This window comes from Arenimonas metalli CF5-1 (assembly GCF_000747155.1).
Classification (GTDB): Bacteria; Pseudomonadota; Gammaproteobacteria; order Xanthomonadales; family Xanthomonadaceae; genus Arenimonas; species Arenimonas metalli.
The window spans coordinates 58875-77295 of sequence record NZ_AVCK01000022.1; the positions used below are offsets into that span (position 1 = coordinate 58875).

At 70.2% G+C, this 18421-nt stretch carries 18 protein-coding genes; 10 read left to right on the plus strand and 8 right to left on the minus strand.

Going from position 1 to position 18421, the window contains the following annotated elements:
* Positions 1 to 66: 66 nt before the first annotated feature.
* The 4 genes from N787_RS08565 to rpmG all read left to right on the plus strand — a co-directional run bounded on the left by N787_RS08565 (position 67) and on the right by rpmG (position 1750).
* Entirely contained in the window at positions 67 to 792 is a 726-nt protein-coding gene (locus N787_RS08565) for a glycosyltransferase family 2 protein (protein WP_034212684.1), read from the plus strand.
* Positions 789 to 1124 carry a lipid-A-disaccharide synthase N-terminal domain-containing protein gene (locus N787_RS08570; protein WP_034212685.1) on the plus strand — a complete coding sequence of 112 codons (336 nt, stop codon included), beginning with the start codon at positions 789 to 791 and terminating at the stop codon, positions 1122 to 1124. The genes N787_RS08565 and N787_RS08570 overlap by 4 nt, the downstream gene beginning before the upstream one ends.
* A 211-nt stretch (positions 1125 to 1335) precedes the next feature.
* Complete coding sequence (gene rpmB / locus N787_RS08575; RefSeq protein WP_034212687.1) at positions 1336 to 1572, plus strand: 50S ribosomal protein L28; 237 nt, start codon at positions 1336 to 1338, stop codon at positions 1570 to 1572.
* 13 nt (positions 1573 to 1585) lie between these two features.
* Entirely contained in the window at positions 1586 to 1750 is a 165-nt protein-coding gene (gene rpmG / locus N787_RS08580) for a 50S ribosomal protein L33 (protein ID WP_034212689.1), read from the plus strand.
* A 68-nt stretch (positions 1751 to 1818) separates the two neighbouring features.
* Here rpmG and N787_RS08585 read toward each other — a convergent pair whose 3' ends face one another.
* The 6 genes from N787_RS08585 to N787_RS08610 all read right to left on the minus strand — a co-directional run bounded on the left by N787_RS08585 (position 1819) and on the right by N787_RS08610 (position 7623).
* Positions 1819 to 3099 (minus strand): phospholipase D-like domain-containing protein, encoded by a 1281-nt coding sequence (locus tag N787_RS08585; RefSeq protein WP_052575316.1) that lies wholly within the window; start codon positions 3097 to 3099, stop codon positions 1819 to 1821.
* 86 nt (positions 3100 to 3185) lie between these two features.
* Entirely contained in the window at positions 3186 to 3785 is a 600-nt protein-coding gene (locus tag N787_RS08590; protein ID WP_034212691.1) for an exonuclease domain-containing protein, read from the minus strand.
* Positions 3786 to 3790: 5 nt separating this feature from the next.
* Entirely contained in the window at positions 3791 to 5611 is a 1821-nt protein-coding gene (locus tag N787_RS08595; RefSeq protein ID WP_034212693.1) for a DUF294 nucleotidyltransferase-like domain-containing protein, read from the minus strand.
* Between the two features lie 33 nt (positions 5612 to 5644).
* Positions 5645 to 6496: a sterol desaturase family protein gene (locus N787_RS08600; protein WP_034212695.1), complete on the minus strand. Its 852-nt coding sequence runs from the start codon at positions 6494 to 6496 to the stop codon at positions 5645 to 5647.
* Positions 6496 to 6984 carry an SRPBCC family protein gene (locus N787_RS14355; RefSeq protein WP_052575308.1) on the minus strand — a complete coding sequence of 163 codons (489 nt, stop codon included), beginning with the start codon at positions 6982 to 6984 and terminating at the stop codon, positions 6496 to 6498. The genes N787_RS08600 and N787_RS14355 overlap by 1 nt, the downstream gene beginning before the upstream one ends.
* Before the next feature lie 123 nt (positions 6985 to 7107).
* Positions 7108 to 7623 carry a fasciclin domain-containing protein gene (locus N787_RS08610; RefSeq protein ID WP_052575309.1) on the minus strand — a complete coding sequence of 172 codons (516 nt, stop codon included), beginning with the start codon at positions 7621 to 7623 and terminating at the stop codon, positions 7108 to 7110.
* A 322-nt stretch (positions 7624 to 7945) separates the two neighbouring features.
* Between N787_RS08610 and N787_RS08615 the strand changes: the two genes are divergently transcribed.
* The gene (locus tag N787_RS08615; RefSeq protein WP_034212697.1) at positions 7946 to 11398 is read left to right on the plus strand and encodes a hybrid sensor histidine kinase/response regulator; all 3453 of its coding nucleotides are present in this window, start codon (positions 7946 to 7948) and stop codon (positions 11396 to 11398) included.
* Positions 11399 to 11452: 54 nt separating this feature from the next.
* Positions 11453 to 12112: a glutathione S-transferase family protein gene (locus tag N787_RS08620; protein ID WP_034212699.1), complete on the plus strand. Its 660-nt coding sequence runs from the start codon at positions 11453 to 11455 to the stop codon at positions 12110 to 12112.
* A gap of 67 nt (positions 12113 to 12179) precedes the next feature.
* Here N787_RS08620 and N787_RS08625 read toward each other — a convergent pair whose 3' ends face one another.
* Positions 12180 to 13547, minus strand: a complete 1368-nt coding sequence (locus N787_RS08625) for a M28 family metallopeptidase (protein WP_034212701.1) — start codon at positions 13545 to 13547, stop codon at positions 12180 to 12182.
* A 207-nt stretch (positions 13548 to 13754) separates the two neighbouring features.
* Between N787_RS08625 and N787_RS08630 the strand changes: the two genes are divergently transcribed.
* From N787_RS08630 to N787_RS08645, 4 genes are all read left to right on the plus strand, one after another.
* Positions 13755 to 15473, plus strand: a complete 1719-nt coding sequence (locus tag N787_RS08630; protein WP_084590717.1) for a serine hydrolase domain-containing protein — start codon at positions 13755 to 13757, stop codon at positions 15471 to 15473.
* A gap of 128 nt (positions 15474 to 15601) precedes the next feature.
* Positions 15602 to 16663 carry a catalase family peroxidase gene (locus N787_RS08635; RefSeq protein ID WP_034212710.1) on the plus strand — a complete coding sequence of 354 codons (1062 nt, stop codon included), beginning with the start codon at positions 15602 to 15604 and terminating at the stop codon, positions 16661 to 16663.
* Positions 16663 to 17190 carry a cytochrome b gene (locus tag N787_RS08640; protein ID WP_034212712.1) on the plus strand — a complete coding sequence of 176 codons (528 nt, stop codon included), beginning with the start codon at positions 16663 to 16665 and terminating at the stop codon, positions 17188 to 17190. The genes N787_RS08635 and N787_RS08640 overlap by 1 nt, the downstream gene beginning before the upstream one ends.
* 39 nt (positions 17191 to 17229) lie before the next feature.
* Positions 17230 to 17757, plus strand: coding sequence for a hypothetical protein (locus N787_RS08645; protein WP_034212714.1), 528 nt, complete (start codon positions 17230 to 17232; stop codon positions 17755 to 17757).
* Positions 17758 to 17770: 13 nt separating this feature from the next.
* Here N787_RS08645 and N787_RS08650 read toward each other — a convergent pair whose 3' ends face one another.
* Positions 17771 to 18421 carry a response regulator transcription factor gene (locus N787_RS08650; protein ID WP_034212716.1) on the minus strand — a complete coding sequence of 217 codons (651 nt, stop codon included), beginning with the start codon at positions 18419 to 18421 and terminating at the stop codon, positions 17771 to 17773.

Below are 18421 nucleotides of genomic sequence, written 5' to 3' on the forward strand. Positions count from 1 at the left end.
ACTTAATGTAAGGCCGGTGATAATGGCGGCTCTTTCCCCGCGGGCCCCGCGCCCAAAGTCGCCAACGTGCCCCAACCCAGCCTCTCGGTCGTCATTCCCGCCTTCAACGAAGCCGGCAACCTGCCGCTGCTCGTGGACGAAGTGATCGCCGCCCTGCGCGGCCGCGTCGATTTCGAACTGATCGTGGTCGACGACCACAGCACCGACGACACCCTGGCCGTGCTGCAGGCCGCCAAGGCCCGGCATCCCGAGCTGCGCGTGCTCACCCACGCCACCCAGAGCGGCCAGAGCACCGGCCTGCGCACCGGCATCCGCGCCGCCCGCGCGCCCTGGATGGCCACCCTGGACGGCGACGGCCAGAACGACCCCGCCGACCTGCCCAAGCTGCTGGCCGCCCGCGATGCCGGCCCCGCCGACGTGAAGCTCTACGCCGGCTGGCGCGTGAACCGCCAGGACACCGGCAGCAAGAAGTGGGCCTCGAAGTGGGCCAACGGCATCCGCTCGCGCCTGCTGCGCGACGCCACCCCCGACACCGGCTGCGGCACCAAGCTGTTCGAGCGCGCCGCCTTCCTCGAGCTGCCCTGGTTCGACCACATGCACCGCTACCTGCCAGCGCTGATGCAGCGCGCCGGCTGGCGCACGGTCAGCGTGCCGGTGAACCACCGCCCGCGCGGCGCCGGGCAGTCCAAGTACACCAACCTGGGCCGCGCCCTGGTCGGCATCCGCGACCTGATCGGCGTGGCCTGGCTGATCAAGCGCAACCGACTGACCGACGTGAGGGAGCTGGCATGAGCGTGATGGACCAGGAAATCCTGTGGCTGGGCTGGAGCGGCCTGCACGTCACGCCGTGGAAGCTGGTGGGCTACACCGGAGCCCTGATGTTCGGCGGCCGCTGGGTGGTGCAGTTCATCGCCTCGCGCCGGGCCGGCAAGCCGGTGATCCCGCGGGTGTTCTGGTACATGAGCCTGGTCGGGGCGCTGATGACCCTGAGCTACTTCCTGTTCTCGGCCAAGCAGGACTCGGTCGGCGTCCTCCAGAACCTCTTCCCCACCTTCACCGCCGCCTACAGCCTCTGGCTCGACATCCAGCACCGCGGCTGGCACCGCGACCGGGCCCCGCATTAGCCCCCGGTTGTAAGTGCTTGCCGGGGAAGGCATAATGCGCGGCTCGCTCCGCACCTGCCCCACGGCCCTGGCCCCGGAAGTGCGATTCCGGCCCCTGGCGGAGCGTTCGCTTCATCCCGCATCGCATGCGCCTGCCGGGTCTTCGGACCAGCCGCGCGGGGCCGCCGCCGCCCGGGCTATGGGTGGCCAGTCCTGACCCAGGAGTTGCACCATGAGTCGAGTTTGCCAAGTGACCGGCAAGAAAGTGATGACGGGTAACAACGTCTCGCATGCCAACAACAAGACCCGCCGCCGTTTCCTTCCCAACCTGCACGAGCGCCGCTTCTGGGTAGCCTCGGAAAACCGCTGGGTGAAGCTGCGTGTTTCCGCCAATGCCCTGCGCACCATCGACAAGAACGGCATCGACGCCGTGCTCGCCGATCTCCGCGCCCGCGGCGAAAAGATCTGAGGAGGACTGAACCATGGCTTCCAAGCGCGACAAGATTCGCCTGACGTCTTCGGCCGGCACCGGTCATTTCTACACGACCGACAAGAACAAGAAGACCACCCCGGGCAAGATGGAGATCAAGAAGTACGATCCCGTCGTCCGCAAGCACGTGATGTACAAGGAAGGCAAGATCAAGTAAGCCGCCCGGCTGCTTCGATCCGCCTCATTGAAAACCCGCCTTCCGGCGGGTTTTCTTTTGGGCGCCGCTCAGAGCTGGGACTTGATCGGCAGCACCACGGCCTCGTGCAGGCGCTCGGTCCAGGGCCGCGCCTCCCAGTCTTCCAGCGTGTAGGGCGTGGCCCGCTGCAGGTCGCGCTCGAAGGTGGCGGTCATCCGCTCGGCGAAGCCGCGGTCGTAGACGTTCAGGCTGGCCTCGTCGTTGAGCTGGAAGCTGCGTACGTCGAAATTGGTCGAACCCACCGACACCAGGACGCCGTCGGCCACCAGCGACTTCACGTGCATCATCGTCGGCCGGTAGACGTGGATCTCGGCGCCCGCCGCCAGCAGCTCGCCCCAGAGCGCACGCGAGGCGACCCGCACGGCGTCCGAATCGATGTGCTCGCCGGGCACCAGCACCCGCAGCCGCACCCCGCGCTTGAGCGCCATCTTCAGCGCCCGCATCGTCAGCGCGTCGGGCACGAAGTAGGCCGCGTGCACGTCCAGCGATTCGCGCGCCGAGGCGATGGCCATCAGGTACATCAGGTGCATGCTTTCGCCGCCGCCTTCCGGCGAACTGATGAACAGCTGCGCATCCATGTCGCCCGCGGGCGCCAGCGGCGGGAAATAGGCCTCGCCATTGAGCACGCGGCCGGTGGCCTTGATCCAGTTGTCGATGAAGGCGGCCTGCATCTGCGCCACCACCGGGCCTTCGACCCGGAAGTGCATGTCGCGCCAGTGCTCGGGATCCTCGGCGTTGCCTTCCCAGACATCGGCGATGCCGACGCCGCCGGTGTACCCGATGCGGCCGTCCACCACCAGCAGCTTGCGGTGGGTGCGCTTGTTCACGCGCGAGAGGTTGTACCACTTCAGCGGACGGTAGAGCTCGAGCCTGACGCCGGCGCCGCGCATTGCGGTCACCAGCGATTCGTCCATCTTCATGCCGCCGACCCAGTCGATGACGACGTTGACCTCGACGCCGGCCCGCGCCCGCTCGGCCAGGGCCTCGGCGAAAGCCTTGCCGATCTCCCCCGACCAGTAGATGTAGGTCTCGAAGGTGATGCTGCGCCGTGCGGCCCGGATGTCGGCCAGCATCGCCGGGAAGATCTCGCGGCCGTTGTCGAGCGCCTGCACCTGGTTGCCGGCGGTGATGCCCGGTCCCAGCAGCACGCCCATCTCGCGCCGGAACTGCGGCGAATCGATGGCGTGCGGGTGCACCAGCACGCGCTCGAGCTGCTTCTCGCCGCGGGTGAAGTTGAACGACAGCAGCACCACGACCAGGGTGGCCAGGGCGACGCCCAGCCAGCGCCACGCGCGTCCGCGGCGCTTCATGCGCATGGCGAGGGAGAGGCCGATCCGCTCATGCTCCCGATACTGCCAGCGCTCGCCGCGAGGTCAAGCCAAGTCGCGCCGGGTCTTCAGCGGCGCGACAGGGCCAGCCAGGCCAGCGCCACCAGCGTGGCGTCGCCCAGGGCCGTGTGGCGACCCAGCGCGGGCAGGTCCAGCGCCGCCGCCATCCCATCGAGCGAGAGATCGATGTCACCCCGGGGCTGCGCCAGGCGCTGGTGATCGAGCCATACCTGCGCCAGCTCCTGGCGCGGGTTCGGCAGCGGAAACCCGGTGAGCGCGCGCACCGACGGGCCAAGCATCGCCAGGTCGAAGGCCAGGTGGTAGCCCAGCAATCGTCGCGCCCCGAGCCAGCGCAGGAAACCCGGGAGGATCGCATCGAGCGTGGGCGCGTTCGCAACTTCGCCGGGCGTGAGCCGATGGTGGCGGATCGATTCGATGTCGAAGCCGCGTCCCGGCTGCACCAGGGTTTCGAAGCGCTCGCTCAGCCGCACCTGCGCGCCGCGCACCGGCACCGCGGCCAGGCTCAGCACCGCATCGCGCGACGAATCCAGCCCCGTCGTCTCCAGGTCCAGCGACACCCACTCCCCCGCCGGCACCGCATCGAACAGGAACCCCCACTCGCCCCCACGATGCGTCCGCCCCCACCACCACCGCTGCATCGGGTTCATTTGCGCTAGCCGGCCAGGTGGAAGGTGTCGGCGACGTGGGATTTGAAGGCGTTGACGACGCGGAGGGCGTCGCGCAGCAGCTCGCGGTCGAGGCGGCGCAGGGCGTGGACGTCGACGCCGTTGCCGGGCGCGTGGCCGGCATCGAGGTCGGCCAGCTGCTGGCCCAGGCGCAGGCGCATCAGCACCGCCAGCGCCTGCGGCAGGTCGCGGCCGAGTTCGGCGTCGAGGGCGCCGGCCTGCACCAGCGCGGCGCAGCGGTCGAAACTGTTGCGGTGCGCGACGCCATGCTTCAGCGCCAGCGTGCGCAGCCCGTGCACGATCGGGAACACGCCGCCGCGCTTGAGGTCGGCGCGTCCCTCGGCCTCGCGCACCTGGCCGCGCCAGGTCAGCGGATTGCCCTTGCTCAGCGTGGCTTCGGCCAGGTAGCGCAGCAGGATCTGGTCCTTGCCCAGCGCCCGCAGCGAGGGCGCGATCTCGTCGAACAGCGCCGCGTTGCCCGCCACCGGCCGGGCATCGAGCGCGATCGCCAGGTCGAGCGCAGTCTGGCCATCCGCCACGCGCGCCCACTGCGCGATGCGCGCGCGCCAGGCCGACTGGTCCAGCCGCCAGTGCGGGTTGCTGGCCATCACGCCGCCCGGGCACAGCGGATAGCCGATGCGCGCCAGCGCCTGCGAGAAGGCATCCATCGCCGCCGGCAGCCCATCCCACGCGAAACCCTCGGCGACGACCAGCGCGTTGTCCTGGTCGGTCTTGAGGATCTGCTCGCGCCGGCCTTCGCTACCCAGCACGAGGAGGCAGAGCTTGCCGCGGTGTTCCGCCGGCACCACCTGCTCGAACACGCGGGCCATGACGCGGCGGTTGAGCGCGCTCACGAGCTCCATCAGGTAACTCATCTTCGCGCCCTGCGCGTGCAGCTGCCGCACCAGGTCGGTCATGCCCGCGGCGGCGTCCGCGATTTCGTCGATGGACTGCGCGCGCGCCAGCCGCAGGCTGATCAGGTGCGAACTGCTCGCGTAGTGCGCCAGCACCTCGGCCATGCCGAGCGTGCCGATCGGCGTCTCGTCGTCCAGCACCACCACGCGTTCGATGTGGTGCTCGGTCATGGTGACGATGGCCTGGAACAGCACGTCGTCAGCACGCACGGCGCGCAGCGGGCGGCTGGCGAGCGCACCGATGGGCGCGCTGGCGTCGAGGCCGCCCGTGGTCAGCGCATCGAGCAGGTCGGTGCGGGTGACGATGCCCGGGCCGGCCGGGTCGCCGGTGACGACGAGGCAATCGACCTTGTGCTCGCGCAGCGCCAGCGCGGCGGCGCCGATGCCGGTGTGGTCGGGCACGGCGTGCACCGGCGCCAGCTGGGCGTCGCGCACGCGCGTCAGCATCAGGCGGCTGAGCTCGCTGGGCTGCTGCCGGTCGGCCAGCAGGCGGCGCTTCACCGACAGCGCCTCGTGGAAATAGGCGGCGAAGCGCGGGTTCTCCGCCAGCAGCGCCTCGAACACTGCCGCCGGCAGCAGGAAGCAGAGCGCGTCGCCCACGGCGGTGTAGCGGTGCCGCGCCCGGCCCGCGATCACGGCAAAGGCGCCGAACAGATCGCCCGGCCCGTAGTCGGCGAAGCGCGATTCGTCGCCCGCCGCGCCCGGATCGCTCGCCTGCACGCGGCCCTTCAGGATCACGAAGACGTGCGGCGAGGCCTGGCCCGCTTCGATCAGGCGCGTGCCGCCCGGATGGAAGCCGAGGTCCACGGCGGCGGCCACGCGCGCCTTCTGGCCCGCGTCGAGCAGGTCGAAGGGCGGCGAATCCAGGTCCAGCCCGGGCACCGTGGCGGTCATGGCCCCCAGCCTGCCACGCGCGCGCCCGGCGCGTCAGTACGACCTTGGTGGGTCAGGCGCTTGCGCGTGCGCCCGCTCCGGCGGACCGAACAGCTGCCCCAGCCGCGAGCGCAGCGATTGCGGCCGCGCCGCGTCACGCAGCATGTCGCGCCATTCGTGGAAGGTCAGCGTGATGGGGTTGTGCGTGTGCACCGGCTTGACGATGCCGTACTCGCACGGCACCGCCGGATCTTCCTCGGTGAAGCTGCCGAACAGCTTGTCCCAGACGATCAGCACGCCGGCGTAGTTGCGGTCGATGTACTTCGCGTTGCGCGCGTGGTGCACGCGGTGGTGCGAGGGCGTGTTGAACACCTTCTCCAGCCAGCCCAGCTTCCCCACTGCCTGGGTATGCACGAAGAACTGGAAGCCCAGATTGATCGCCACCACGACCACGATGTGCGGCGGGGAAAAGCCGAGGAAGGCCAGCGGCAGCCAGAACACCCACATACCCGACACCGGGTAGGTCAGGCTCTGCCGGAACGCGGTGGACAGGTTCAGCCGCTCCGAGGAGTGGTGCACCACGTGCGAGGCCCACATCCAGCGCACGCGGTGGTGGGCGCGGTGGAAGAAGTAGTAGAAGAAATCCTGGGCCACGAACAGCAGCGCGATCGTCCACCAGGTCGTGGGCAGGTCGAACAGGCGGTACTGGTAGACCCACCAGAACAGGCCGATCACCACCAGCCAGGTGACGGCATCCGCCGCCTGGTGCATCAGCGCCAGCGCGGCGTTCGACAGCGTGTCGCGCAGGCTGTAGTGCGCCGCGCCGCGGCGATGCCAGTGCCAGGCCTCCCAGCCGACGAAGCCCAGGAACACGGGCGCCATCGCCAGCAGGAGCCACTCGCCCATCAGGGCTTGCCGGGTGCCGGATCGGGGGTCATCAGCGCGCGCGACATGTTCTTCAGGCAGCGGTGCATCGCGCGGGCCATGAACAGCTTCAGCACCAGCGCGGCGACCGGCCACAGCCAGCGGCGGGTCAGTTCGAACTCGTAGTCCCAGCGCACGCGCGAGCCGAACTCATGGCCGGTGATGGTCCAGTTGGCCTCGCCCTTGGTGACCAGCCACGCGAACGGCGGCCGGAAGCCGCTGAGCGTGTAGGCGTGGCGCACCGGCGGGTCGTGGGCGATGACGCGCTCGCTGAGCACGGTGCCGTCGGAATTGTGCACGCGGCGCTGGCTGCCCACCGCCAGCGGCGAGTGCAGCCGGATCCCGCGCACGGCCGGGATCGGCCCGAAGCCGGTGAAGAAGGTCGGGAAGCGGTCGGGGTCGGTGGCCATCGCGAAGGCGACTTCGGGGCGGCAGGGGAGCGAGCGTTCGGCGTGGCAGGAAACAGGCATGCCCCGATTTTGACGGCAGCCCCGCGCCTAGGCAACAAACGGGCGGCAATTGAACCCGGATCATTTGTTTCTGGTGCAGGAAGCGGCGGGGAACAGCCCCCGCCGCCGCCCTGTTGCCTGGACTTACTGCTTGGTCGGTACCGGCTTGGCGGCCGGGGCGTCCGCCGGGGCCAGCTCGATCGGCAGGTTCACCTTGTCGATCGCGTGGATCACGCCGTTGCTGCTGGCGATATCGGCCTGGGTGACGAAGGCGCCGTCCACCGAGCACTTGCCGTCGGCCATCTTGATCGGGGCCGACTGGCCCTGCAGCGTGCGCGCCGAATCCCACTTGCCGAGGGTGGCGGCCGACTGGCTGCCCTTCACGACGTGGTAGTTGAGGATGCCCGCGAGTTCTTCCTTGTTCTCGGGCTTCATCAGGCGCTCGAGCTTGCCGGCCGGCAGCTTGTCGAACGCGGCGTCCGTGGGGGCGAACACCGTGTAAGGGCCGGTGGCACGCAGGGCATCGGCGAGGCCGGCCTGTTCGATCGCCTTGCCAAAGGTCTTGAAGCTACCGTTGGCGGCCGCGGTGTCGAGCAGGTTCATCGTGGCCGGGGCGCCCTTGGCGACGGACGGGGTCGAGGGGGAGGTGTGGTTGCTCATGGGGATTCCTTTTCTGATGGATGCGCGGGGGCGGATCCGGGACGGCGTGCGCCGTGTCCCCTGCGGGGGCAGGGGTGGGGGGCTCAGTGCGGAGTAAGGAATGATGTTGCGGCGCGGCTGAGTGGCCGTTACGACCTTGCGTCGTAGTGCAGGACCGACGGTACTCGCCTTGGCGGGCCGCGTCCGTTACGCGGGTGTTAGCCACCGGCTCGCGTTCATCTGCGACGCGCGGCCGCCGCGAGCGTTCGACTTTGGTCTAGCCAATGAACCGGGTTCATTTGCCACTACACTCCGGGGGCGCTGATTCGCGGAGGGAGGGTCCGTGATCCCAGGCTGGATCCTGCTGCTGGTGTCCGTGGGCTACGTCGGGCTGCTGTTCGGGGTGGCGTGGCTGGGCGACCGCAAGCCGCTGTACCCCGGGCGCAACTGGCTGCGTCCGCTGGTCTATTCGCTGGCGCTGGCGGTGTACTGCTCCTCCTGGACCTTCTACGGCGCGGTGGGCACGGCGGCCAAGTCGGGACTGGGTTTCCTGCCGATCTACCTCGGGCCGATCCTGCTGTTCGTGTTCGGCTGGCGCATCCTCGAGCGGCTGGTGCTGGTGGCGCGCGAGCAGAGCACGGTGTCGATCGCCGACTTCCTGGCCGCCCGCTACGGACGCGCGCAGAACATCGCCGCCATCGTCACCCTGATCGCGGTGATCGCCGCCATCCCCTACATCGCGCTGCAGTTCAAGGCGGTGGCGATGAGCATCGACGTGCTGTCGGGCACCGTGGCCGACCCGGCGGTGGCGCGGCACCCGCTGACCGACCCGGCGCTGTACGTGGCGCTGCTGCTGGCGCTGTTCGCGATCCTGTTCGGCACCCGCGAGATCGACGCCACCGAGCACCACCACGGCATGATCCTGGCGGTGGCGCTGGAGTCGCTGGTGAAGCTGGTGGCCTTCGTGGCCGTGGGCGTATTCGCGCTGGGCCACCTGCCCGGCAGCGAGGACCTGCTGGCGCGCTTCCAGGCCGCCACCCGCGATTTCGTCGCGCCGGGCATCCCGCAGGGGTTCATGGCGCAGACGCTGCTGGCCTTCGCGGCCATCGTCTGCCTGCCGCGGCAGTTCCACGTGGCGGTGGTCGAGTGCGGCGACGCGGCCGACGTGCGCAGCGCGCGGTGGCTGTTCACCGGCTACCTCGCGGTGATCTGCCTGTTCGTGCTGCCGATCACGGCGGCCGGACAGTTCGTGCTGGGCGCCGGCGTGTCGCCCGATGCCTACGTGCTGGCCTTGCCGCTGGCGATGGACAACACCGCGCTGGCGCTGGCGGCCTACGTCGGCGGCTTCTCGGCGGCGACCGGCATGGTGATCGTGGCCTCGGTGGCGCTGGCGACGATGGTGAGCAACGACCTGGTGATGCCGCTGCTCTGGCGCGACAGCCTCACCGACGCCGGCCAGCGCCAGCACCTCGGCCAGCGCGTGCTGTGGGTGCGGCGCATCGCCATCGTCGCCATCGCCCTGCTGGCCTACGCGTACTACCGCGGCGCCGGCACCGGCAACAGCCTCGCGGCCTTCGGCCTGCTGGCGTTCGCGGCGGTGGCGCAGTTCGCGCCGGCATTGATCGGCGGCCTGTACTGGCGCGGCGCCAGCCGCCGCGGCGTGATCGCGGGCCTGCTGGCGGGCTTCACGCTGTGGACGTACACGCTGCTGCTGCCGACGCTGAGCCGCGCGGGCTGGTTCGACACCGGCTGGCTGGCGGAGGGTCCGCTCGACATCCGCTGGCTGCGGCCCGAGCAGCTGTTCGGCCTGCAGGGCTGGGACGCGCTGACGCACGGCACCTTCTGGTCGCTGCTGGTGAACATCGGCGCGCTGCTGGTGGTGTCGGCGCGGTTCCGTCCATCGCTTGAAGAGCGCCTGCGCGCCACGCCCTTCCTCGACCCCTACGCGCAGCGCCCGCTGGCCACGGCCGGCGGCTGGCAGGGCAACCTCAGCGCCGCCGACCTGCAGCAGCTCGCGGCGCGCATCCTGGGCGACCGCCAGGCCCGGCGCGCCTTCGGCGACTACGCCGCCGCGCAGGGCCACGAGCTCGCGCCCACGCAGCCCGCCGACCGCGCCCTGATCCAGTTCACCGAACGCTTGCTCGCCGGCGCCATCGGCGCGGCCTCGGCGCGCCTCACGCTCACCACCGCGCTGCGCGGCTCGGGCATGGAGCTGGGCGAAGTGATGTCGCTGCTGGACGAAGCCAGCCACGAGCTGCGCTTCAACCGCGAGATCCTCTCGGCCACGCTGGAGAACCTGTCGCAGGCCGTCAGCGTGGTCGACCGCGACCTGCGGCTGGTGGCCTGGAACCGCCGCTACCAGCATCTGTTCGAGTATCCGGAAGGCATGCTCTACGTGGGCCGCCCGGTGGCCGACCTGATCCGCTACAACGCCGAGCGCGGCGAGATGGGCGCGGGCGATGCCGATGAACAGGTGGCCAAGCGCGTGGCCTACCTGCGCGAAGGTTCGCCGTATGTGTTCGAACGCGTGCGGGCGAACGGCCAGGTGGTGGAGATGCGCGGCCAGCCCCTGCCCGGCGGCGGCTACGTCACAACCTACAGCGACGTCACCGACTACAAGCGCGCCGAGCAGGCCCTGCGCGAGGCCAACGAAACCCTGGAGCAGCGCGTCGAACAGCGCACCCGCGAAGCCGAGGCCGCCAACCAGTCGAAGACGCGCTTCCTGGCCGCCATCAGCCACGACGTGCTGCAGCCGATCAACGCCGCGCGCCTGTTCACCAGCGCGCTGCGCGAAGCCGACGAGGCGCCCGAGCAGCAGCGCCTGGCCGAGCGCGTGGACGTGTCGCTGCGCGATGCCGAGGAATTGCTGGATGGCTTGCTCGACATCTCGCGCCTGGACGCCGGCTCGCTGAAGCCGGAGTCCACGGTATTCCGGCTGGATGAGCTATTGGCCAGCCTGAGCGCCCAGTACGCGCCGCTGGCCGCGAGCCGCGGCCTCGGCTTCCGCGTGCATGCCGGTCCGCTGTCGGTGCGCAGCGACCGCCGGCTGCTGCGGCGGGCGCTGCAGAACTTCATCGCCAACGCGCTGCGCTACACCAAGGCAGGCCGCGTGGTGATCGGCGCCCGCCGCCGCGGCGACCGCGTCGAGCTGCAGGTGTGGGACACCGGCCCGGGCATCCCGCCGCACCACCTGGCGCAGGTGTTCGACGAGTTCCGCCGCTTCGACCAGCCCTCGCCCTGGGGCGAGCGCGGCCTCGGCCTGGGCCTGAGCATCTGCCAGCGCGTGTCGCGCCTGCTCGACCACCCCATCGGCGTGCGCAGCTGGCCCGGCCGCGGCAGCGTGTTCACCCTCAGCGTGCCGCTGGCCGACACCGCCGCCCCCGCCACCCCGGCGCGGGCTGCCGTTGCTCAGGGCGACCTCGGCGGCCTGAAGGTGCTGTGCCTGGACAACGACCGCGAAATCCTCGACGGCATGGAGGCCCTGCTGGGCCGCTGGGGCGTCGACGTGCGCGTGGCCGAAACCGTGGCCGGCGCATTGGCCGCCGCGCAGCACGACCGGCCCGACGTGCTGGTGGCCGACTACCACCTGCACGACGAACTCGACGGGCTGGGCGCATTGCAGGCACTGCGCGCGGTCTGCGGCGCGCACACGCCGGCGGTGCTGGTGACCGCGGACGGCAGCGACACCGTGAAGCGCGCGGCGCGGGATCTGGGCATTCCGGTGCTGACCAAGCCAGTGAAGCCGGCGAGTTTGCGGGCGTTCCTCGGAGCGCAGCGGCGGGGCGTCACAGGGTAGCCTTACCCTTCACCGGACACCTAGCCACGGAACCATTCCAGGCAGGATCAGAACATGCCCCTCATCGTCTACGGCCACGCATTCTCCAGCTACACCTGGAAGGTCCTCATCGCGCTGCACGAGAACGCGACGCCCTTCGAGTTCCGCCAGGTCGGGCCCGACCAGCCCGCGAACACCACCGAATGGCTGCAGCGCTGGCCGCTTCGGAAGTTCCCGCTGCTGGTGGATGGCGAGCGCCAAGTGGTGGAGACCTCGATCATCATCGAGTACCTGCAGCAGGCGCATCCCGGGCCGGTGCAGCTGATCCCGGAGGAAGCGGCGCTGGCGCTGGAAGTTCGGTTCATGGACCGCTTCTTCGACCTGCACGTGATGGATGCGGCCCAGCATGCGGTCAACGGCGCGCTAAGCGGCGATGCGACCAAGCGCAGCGAGGGGCTGGCGCTGTCGGCCGAGAAGCTGGAGCGGGCCTACGGCTGGCTGGAGACGCGGCTGGCCGGGATGACCTGGGCGACGGGCGAGGCCTTCACCCTGGCCGACTGCGCGGCGGCGCCGTCGCTGTTCTATGCCGACTGGGTGCATCGGATCGGGGAGCCGTATCCGGTGCTGCGTGGCTATCGGGCGCGGCTGTTGGCGCGACCTTCGGTGGCGCGGGCGGTGGACGGGGCGCGGCCGTATCGGGCGCTGTTTCCGTTGGGGGCGCCGGAGCGGGATTGATTGGCTTTGGAAGCCGAACCAGGTTCATTTTTTGTAGAGCAAAAATGAACCTGGTTCGATGGCGCGGTCAGTAGTTGCCGAAGCTGCCGGCGGCGCCGGGGAAGACGACGGGGCTTTCGGTGCCGTCCTTCGCCACCGCCGCCACGCCGAAGAAGTAGTTGTCGATCACCACGTTCTCGAGCGTGAGGTTGTCGACGTTGCCGGCCCAGCGGCTGTGGGTCCACTGCGGCTCGGTGGTGAGGCGCCAGTAGACCTTGTAGCCCGCCAGGTCCGGGGCCTGCGCGGCGGAGGGCTTGCTCCAGCGCAGCGTGGTGTTGGCGGTGACGGCGCCTTCGATCCTGACGTCGGCCGGCGGCGGCGGCGCCCAGGCCATGCCGGCGAGGCTGACGGCGTTGAGTGCGGTCAGCTTGGCGGCGTAATCGAAGTCGACGCCGTCGATGGTGTCGCCGTACACGCGGCCGTTCTCGGTGCGCAGGTCCTGGTGCTGGCGGTCGTAGTGCTCGTTGGTTTCCATCACGCGCACGGCGGGGTAGCCGAGGTCGTTGAAGGGGCGGTGGTGGCCGCCGCGGGCGAAGCGGTCGAGGCGGTAGACCATCATCACGTCGAGGTTGGGCACGTGGGTCGCCATGCGGTCGATGTAGCGCGCCAGGTTGCGGGTGGGCGAGTCCACTTCGCCGCCGGTGAAGCGGCGCAGGCGGGCTTCGTCGGCGGTTTCGGTGGCGCGCGTGCCTTCGGCGAAGACGCGGGCCGTGGTGTTGTCGACGACGCCGTTGATGCCGGCGCTGTTGCCGATCATGTCGTTGTTGAGCACGCCCTCGATGCGCCAGCCTTCGGCCTTGGCCTTCTCGGCGAGGAACTTGCCGCCGAACAGGCCCTGCTCCTCGCCCGACAGCGCGGCGTACACGATCGAGCCCGGGAACTTGTACTTGCTCAGCACGCGCGCGGCTTCCAGCGTGCCGGCCACGCCGGAGGCGTTGTCGTTGGCGCCGGGCGAATCCGACTCGGCATCCATCACGTCGGTGACGCGCGAATCGATGTCGCCGCTCATGATCACGTAGCGGTTCGGGTCGGCATGGCCGCGCTGGATCGCGATCACGCTCACCACCTCGACCGGGCCCGGGATGCGCGGCTCGCCCTGCACGGTGCCGGTGACGTACTGCACCTCGAGGCAGCCGCCGCAGTCGCGCGAGATCCGCTCGAACTCGGCGTGGATCCACCGCGTGGCCGCACCGACGCCACGCTTCGGATCGGTCTGGCTCGACAGCGTGTGCCGCGTGCCGAACGACACCAGCTTGCGGATGTCCGCCTCGATGCGCGCCGGCGAGGGCGCCAGGCCGATCGCGTAAAGCTCCGGCTTCCCGGCCGGCGGCGGCGCCTCGGCGGCGTGCGCCGGCAGGGCCAGGGAAACAGCAAGGGCAATCAGCATCGGGCGCATGGAAACCTCCGGGAAAGCGGCGGACAGTAGCCTCCCCGCAGTGTGCAACAAATGAACCAGGTTCATTTGTGAAGCGGTACCTGGTTCATTTTCATTGCCGATGAGACCGGGGCCGCAGCACCACTGGCCGGGGCGGGCCGGCGTCCTCCCACCGCCCGGGTCGGCGTTCATCCAAGGACTTGCCGAGACGACGATGAGGTAGCGGACATGCGCCAGGCCCCAGGACTCCCGATCCTTCTCCTCCTGGTGCCGGGCCTCGCCCTGGCCCAGCCCGCGACGATCCGGCCCGATGACCCGCGGCAGGCCGCGGTCGATGCCATCTTCAGCCAGTACGACCGCCGGGACAGCCCGGGCTGCAGCGTCGCAGTGGTCAAGGATGGCCAAGTGGTCCTGCAGAAGGACTACGGCATGGCGGACATCTCGCTGGGGGTGGCGCGCACGAGCGATACCAGCCATTGGCTGCCCTACTCGGAGGCCCGGGTGTTCGTGGCGCTGGCGGTGGCCCAGCTGGCGCGCGAGGGCAAGCTCGGCCTGGACGATCCCGTGCGCCGTTACGTGCCGGAGCTGCCGGAATACGCGGCGGCGGTTACCGTGCGGCAGCTGCTGCACCACGCCAGCGGGTTGGCCGACTACGGCGTGCTGGATGTCGCTTTCTCCCCGATGACGGGGCGCGTGTCGGAGGACGAATTCTTCCGCGTACTGCGGCGCTGGGGCCGGCTGGGCTTCGCGCCTGGCGCGGAGACGATGTACAGCAACACCGATTACGCGCTGCTCAAGATCCTGGTCGAGCGGGTGTCGGGCGGCTCGCTGCAGGATTACGCGCAGGCCCGCTGGTTCGGCCCGCTGGGCATGGCCAGCACGCGCCTTGGCGCCAGCCAGGCCACGCGCCACCCCGGGCATGCCCTCTTCCACGAAGCGCCGGGCAACGGCAGTGGCCGCGTGCTGTCATATCGCTCCAGCCCGACCGGCGGCATCGCAGTCACCACCAGCCTGAACGACCTGGTCCGCTGGGAAGCCGCGCTGCGGGACCCGGCGCGGGGCCTGGGCGCCCTGCTGCAGTCACTCGAGGCAGGCGCGCCGCCGCTCGCCGACGGCGCGGCCCGGGAGGAGTTTTCCTTCGGCGTGTACCGCCGCACCTACCAGGGTATTCCGATGGTGGCGCACCGGGGCGTGGGTGGCTATGCCTATCTGGTGCAGAGGGCGGACCGGCCGCTGTCGGTGGTGACGCTGTGCAATTCGTATCCGGGCATGGACCGTTTTGGTTTCGAAGTGGCCGCGCTGTTCGCGTCTTCGCCCGGCCAGGCGAAGCCTCTTGCCACCGTGGACGCGCCGCCCCCGCCGGGGCCAGTGATTTCGATCCCTGACGCCGAGCTCCAGGCGTACGCGGGCAAATATCGCAACGGGAACCGCAGCTTCACCGCCGACATCCGGGTCGTCGAGGGCGCCCTGGAATTCAAGCCCCAGGGCGGCCAGCCCTTCGATCCGCTTCGGCCGGTGGGCGACGGCCGGTTCACCAACCAATTCGATGGCTCCACCTTCCTGATCACCTTCAAGCCCGGCGCGGACGGCATGGTCATGAGTGCCTGGGATGTCACCCGCAACGAGTCGGGCGGCGATGACCTCTTGCGGTGGACGCCGGCCACCTGGCCGACCGCCGACCGCGTGGCGGCTTATGCGGGCACCTACGTTGGCGAGGCGGTGGAGGGCACGCTGTACGTGAGGGTGGACGGCGAGCGCGTGCTGGTGGCGGGCCGCGGCCTGGCGGAGACCACGCTCGAGGCCATCGAGGCGGTCGATGAGTTCCGGGGGCCGGACGTCTACCACACCCGTTTCGAACGCGACGCCCGGGGGCGTGTCGTCGCGCTCGTGCTCGACGCGACGCGGGTCAAGGGCATCCGCTACGTGCGAAGCGCCGCTGACCAGTGATCCGACGCGTCGCCATCGGGCAATGAACGAGGCCCATTGGGCCGCGGCAAATGAACCTGGTTCAATTGGTTCACCTGCGGCCAACGGGGGGCGTGGCTGAATGGGACACCCGTTCCGCGAGGCCTGCCATGTCCGAACCCCTGCCCCCTGCCCCGCCGCGCTGGCGGAACCTGCTGCCCTTCCTGGGTATCGCCGCCGTGGTCGGCGGGCTGGCCGCGGCGCTAGCCTGGACCGCCGGCTGGCTGACCCCTTCCCGGGTGACGGCACCGCGGCTGGTGGACACCATCGAGAACGGCAAGCCCTTCGCCGGGTTCCGGCGGGCGCATGCGCGCGGGGTGTGCGTGGCCGGTTACTTCGAGCCCACGCCGGAGGGCGCGGGGCTGTCGAAGGCCCGGGTCTTCAGCCAGGCGCGCACGCCGGCGGTGGGCCGCATGTCCATCGGCGGCGGCGACCCGAACGGCCCGGAAGCCATGGCGCGCGTGCGCAGCCTGGCCCTGCAGCTCGACACCGACGACGGCCAACAGTGGCGGCTGGCGATGAACAGCTTCCCCTTTTTCGCGGTGTCCACGCCGCAGGCCTTCGCCGAGCAGATCCTGGCGTCGCGGCCGGACCCGGCCACGGGCAAGCCCGATCCGGCGAAGCAGCAGGCGTTTGCCCAGCGCCACCCCGAGATTGCCAACTTCATGGCCTGGGCGCAGTCAGCACCTTGGTCCAGCAGCTATGCGAGTACGGCCTACAACGGGGTGCATGCTTTCCGTTTCACCAATGCCGCGGGCGAGGCGCGCTACGTGCGCTGGTCCTTCGTGCCGCAGACGCCGTTCGAAGACTTCCCGGCGGAGCAGCGCCAGGCGGCCGAAGCCAGCTACCTCGCCGACGAGCTGGCCGCGCGGCTGGCGCGGGGCCCGGTGCGCTGGACGCTGGCGGTGACGCTGGCCGAGGCCGGCGATCCGATCGAGAACCCTTCGCAGCCCTGGCCGGAGGAGCGCCAGCGCGTGGCTGCCGGCACCTTCGTGCTCGAACGCGCCTACGCCGAGGCCGACGGCGACTGCCGCGACATCAACTTCGACCCGACCCTCCTGCCCGACGGCATCGCCGCCTCGGGTGATCCGGTGCTGGCGGCGCGTTCCGCCGCGTACGCGGTGTCGTTCAACCGCCGCCAGCGCGAAGTGGCCCGCCAGGAGGCGCCGTGATGACCCAGGCAACCTTCACCCGAACCGCCCGTTGGCTGCACTGGTCGATGGCAGCGATGATCCTGGCGATGATCTTCATCGGCGTCGCGATGGTGACTTCGCTCGAGCTCAGGCCGCTGCTGATCGACATCCACCGGCCGCTGGGCTTGTTGATCCTGCTGCTGGCCCTGCTGCGCCTTCGACATCGAAGCCGGAACCCGCCGCCACCGCTACCCGACGATCTGCCGCGCCTGCAAGCGCGCATCGCCGGCGCTTCGCACGTCGCGCTGTACGCGCTGATGGTCGCGATGCCGCTGCTGGGTTGGGCGATGTCGTCGGCCGGCGGCTACCCCGTGCCGCTGGCCTTCGGCTTCACGCTGCCTCCGCTGGCGCCGCAGGACCCCGCGCTCTACAGCGCACTGCGCGGTGCCCACGGCGTACTGGGCTACGCCTTCTTCGCGCTGGTGCTGGCGCACGTCGCCGGCGCCCTGCACCATGCCTGGGTCCGGCGCGACGGCGTGTTCGAAGCAATGACGGGAAAACGCTGAATGGCTTAAGGTTCGCGAAAATCCTTCGCGAGCCGCTGCATGCCTTCCGACCAGGTCCCGCTGCATCCCGGTGAAAGCCTGCACTGGCACCGGGGCCAGGCCACGTTCCATCGCGGTTACGACGCGGCCTTCGCAGTCAGCGACCAGGCGGCCTACCTGTATGTTCGCGGCCCCTGGCCACGACCGCGCTGGCGCCGCATTCCGCTGGCCGGCATCTCTGGCGTACGGGTATCGCCGGCGCGCTGGTGGCATGGCCCCGGCGACGCCCTCTTCTGGCTGCTCATGATGGGCGGCTTGGCGTGGATGACCGCCACGCGGTGGCCGCTGGACCGGGCGGGCGATGGGTGGGTCCTGCTGTTTGCCGCAGCGGGCATGGCGTGGCTGGCTCGAGGGCTCGCGCTTGCCCTGCCCGGTCGCACTCGCCTGGTGCTGATGTACGACGGCAAGCGGCTGGCGCATACGTCCTACGCGGACACCTACGCCGACGAGAAGACCTACGACCGGGAGATGATGCTCGGCTTCGCCGAGGCACTGCGGACGCTCGGCGTGCCGGTGTCCCTGGAGTAAAGCGGTACCAGGTTCAGGTCGGATCCACTGAAAGCTTGCCGGCCATCAGGACGGCCTGGGTGCGGTTGTTGGCGCCGAGCTTGCGCATGATCGCGGTCATGTGGGCTTTTACCGTGGCTTCGGAGACGCCGAGTGCGTGGGCGATCTGCTTGTTGAGCAGGCCGCTGCCGAGCATGCCCAGGACGCGGAATTGCTGGGGCGTGAGTTCGCGGATGCGGGCGGCGATGCTGGCTTCCTCGGGGGCGAGGCCGTCGCCCGTCTCGGCCTGGGGCGGCATCCACTGCCCGCCGTCGAGCACGGCGGAAATCGCTGCACGGATCGTGGCCGGGTCCGAAGACTTGGGGATGAAGCCCGCCGCACCGTGATCCAGCGCGCGCCGCACCACGCTGGCCTCCTCGCGCGCCGACACCACGATGATCGGCAGCTGCGGCTGGATGCCGCGCAGGTGCACCAGCGCGCTGAAGCCGTGCGCGCCCGGCATGTTCAGGTCCATCAGCAGCAGGTCGGCGTCGGGCCAGGCCTCCGCGCTGGTGAACAGCGCGTCGGCGCTGTCGGATTCCACCAGCCGCGCCGCCGGCAGCAGCTTCGCCACCGCGCCCTTCAGGGCTTCGCGGAACAGCGGATGGTCGTCGGCCACCAGGATGGTCGGGGTGGCCGCGTGCAT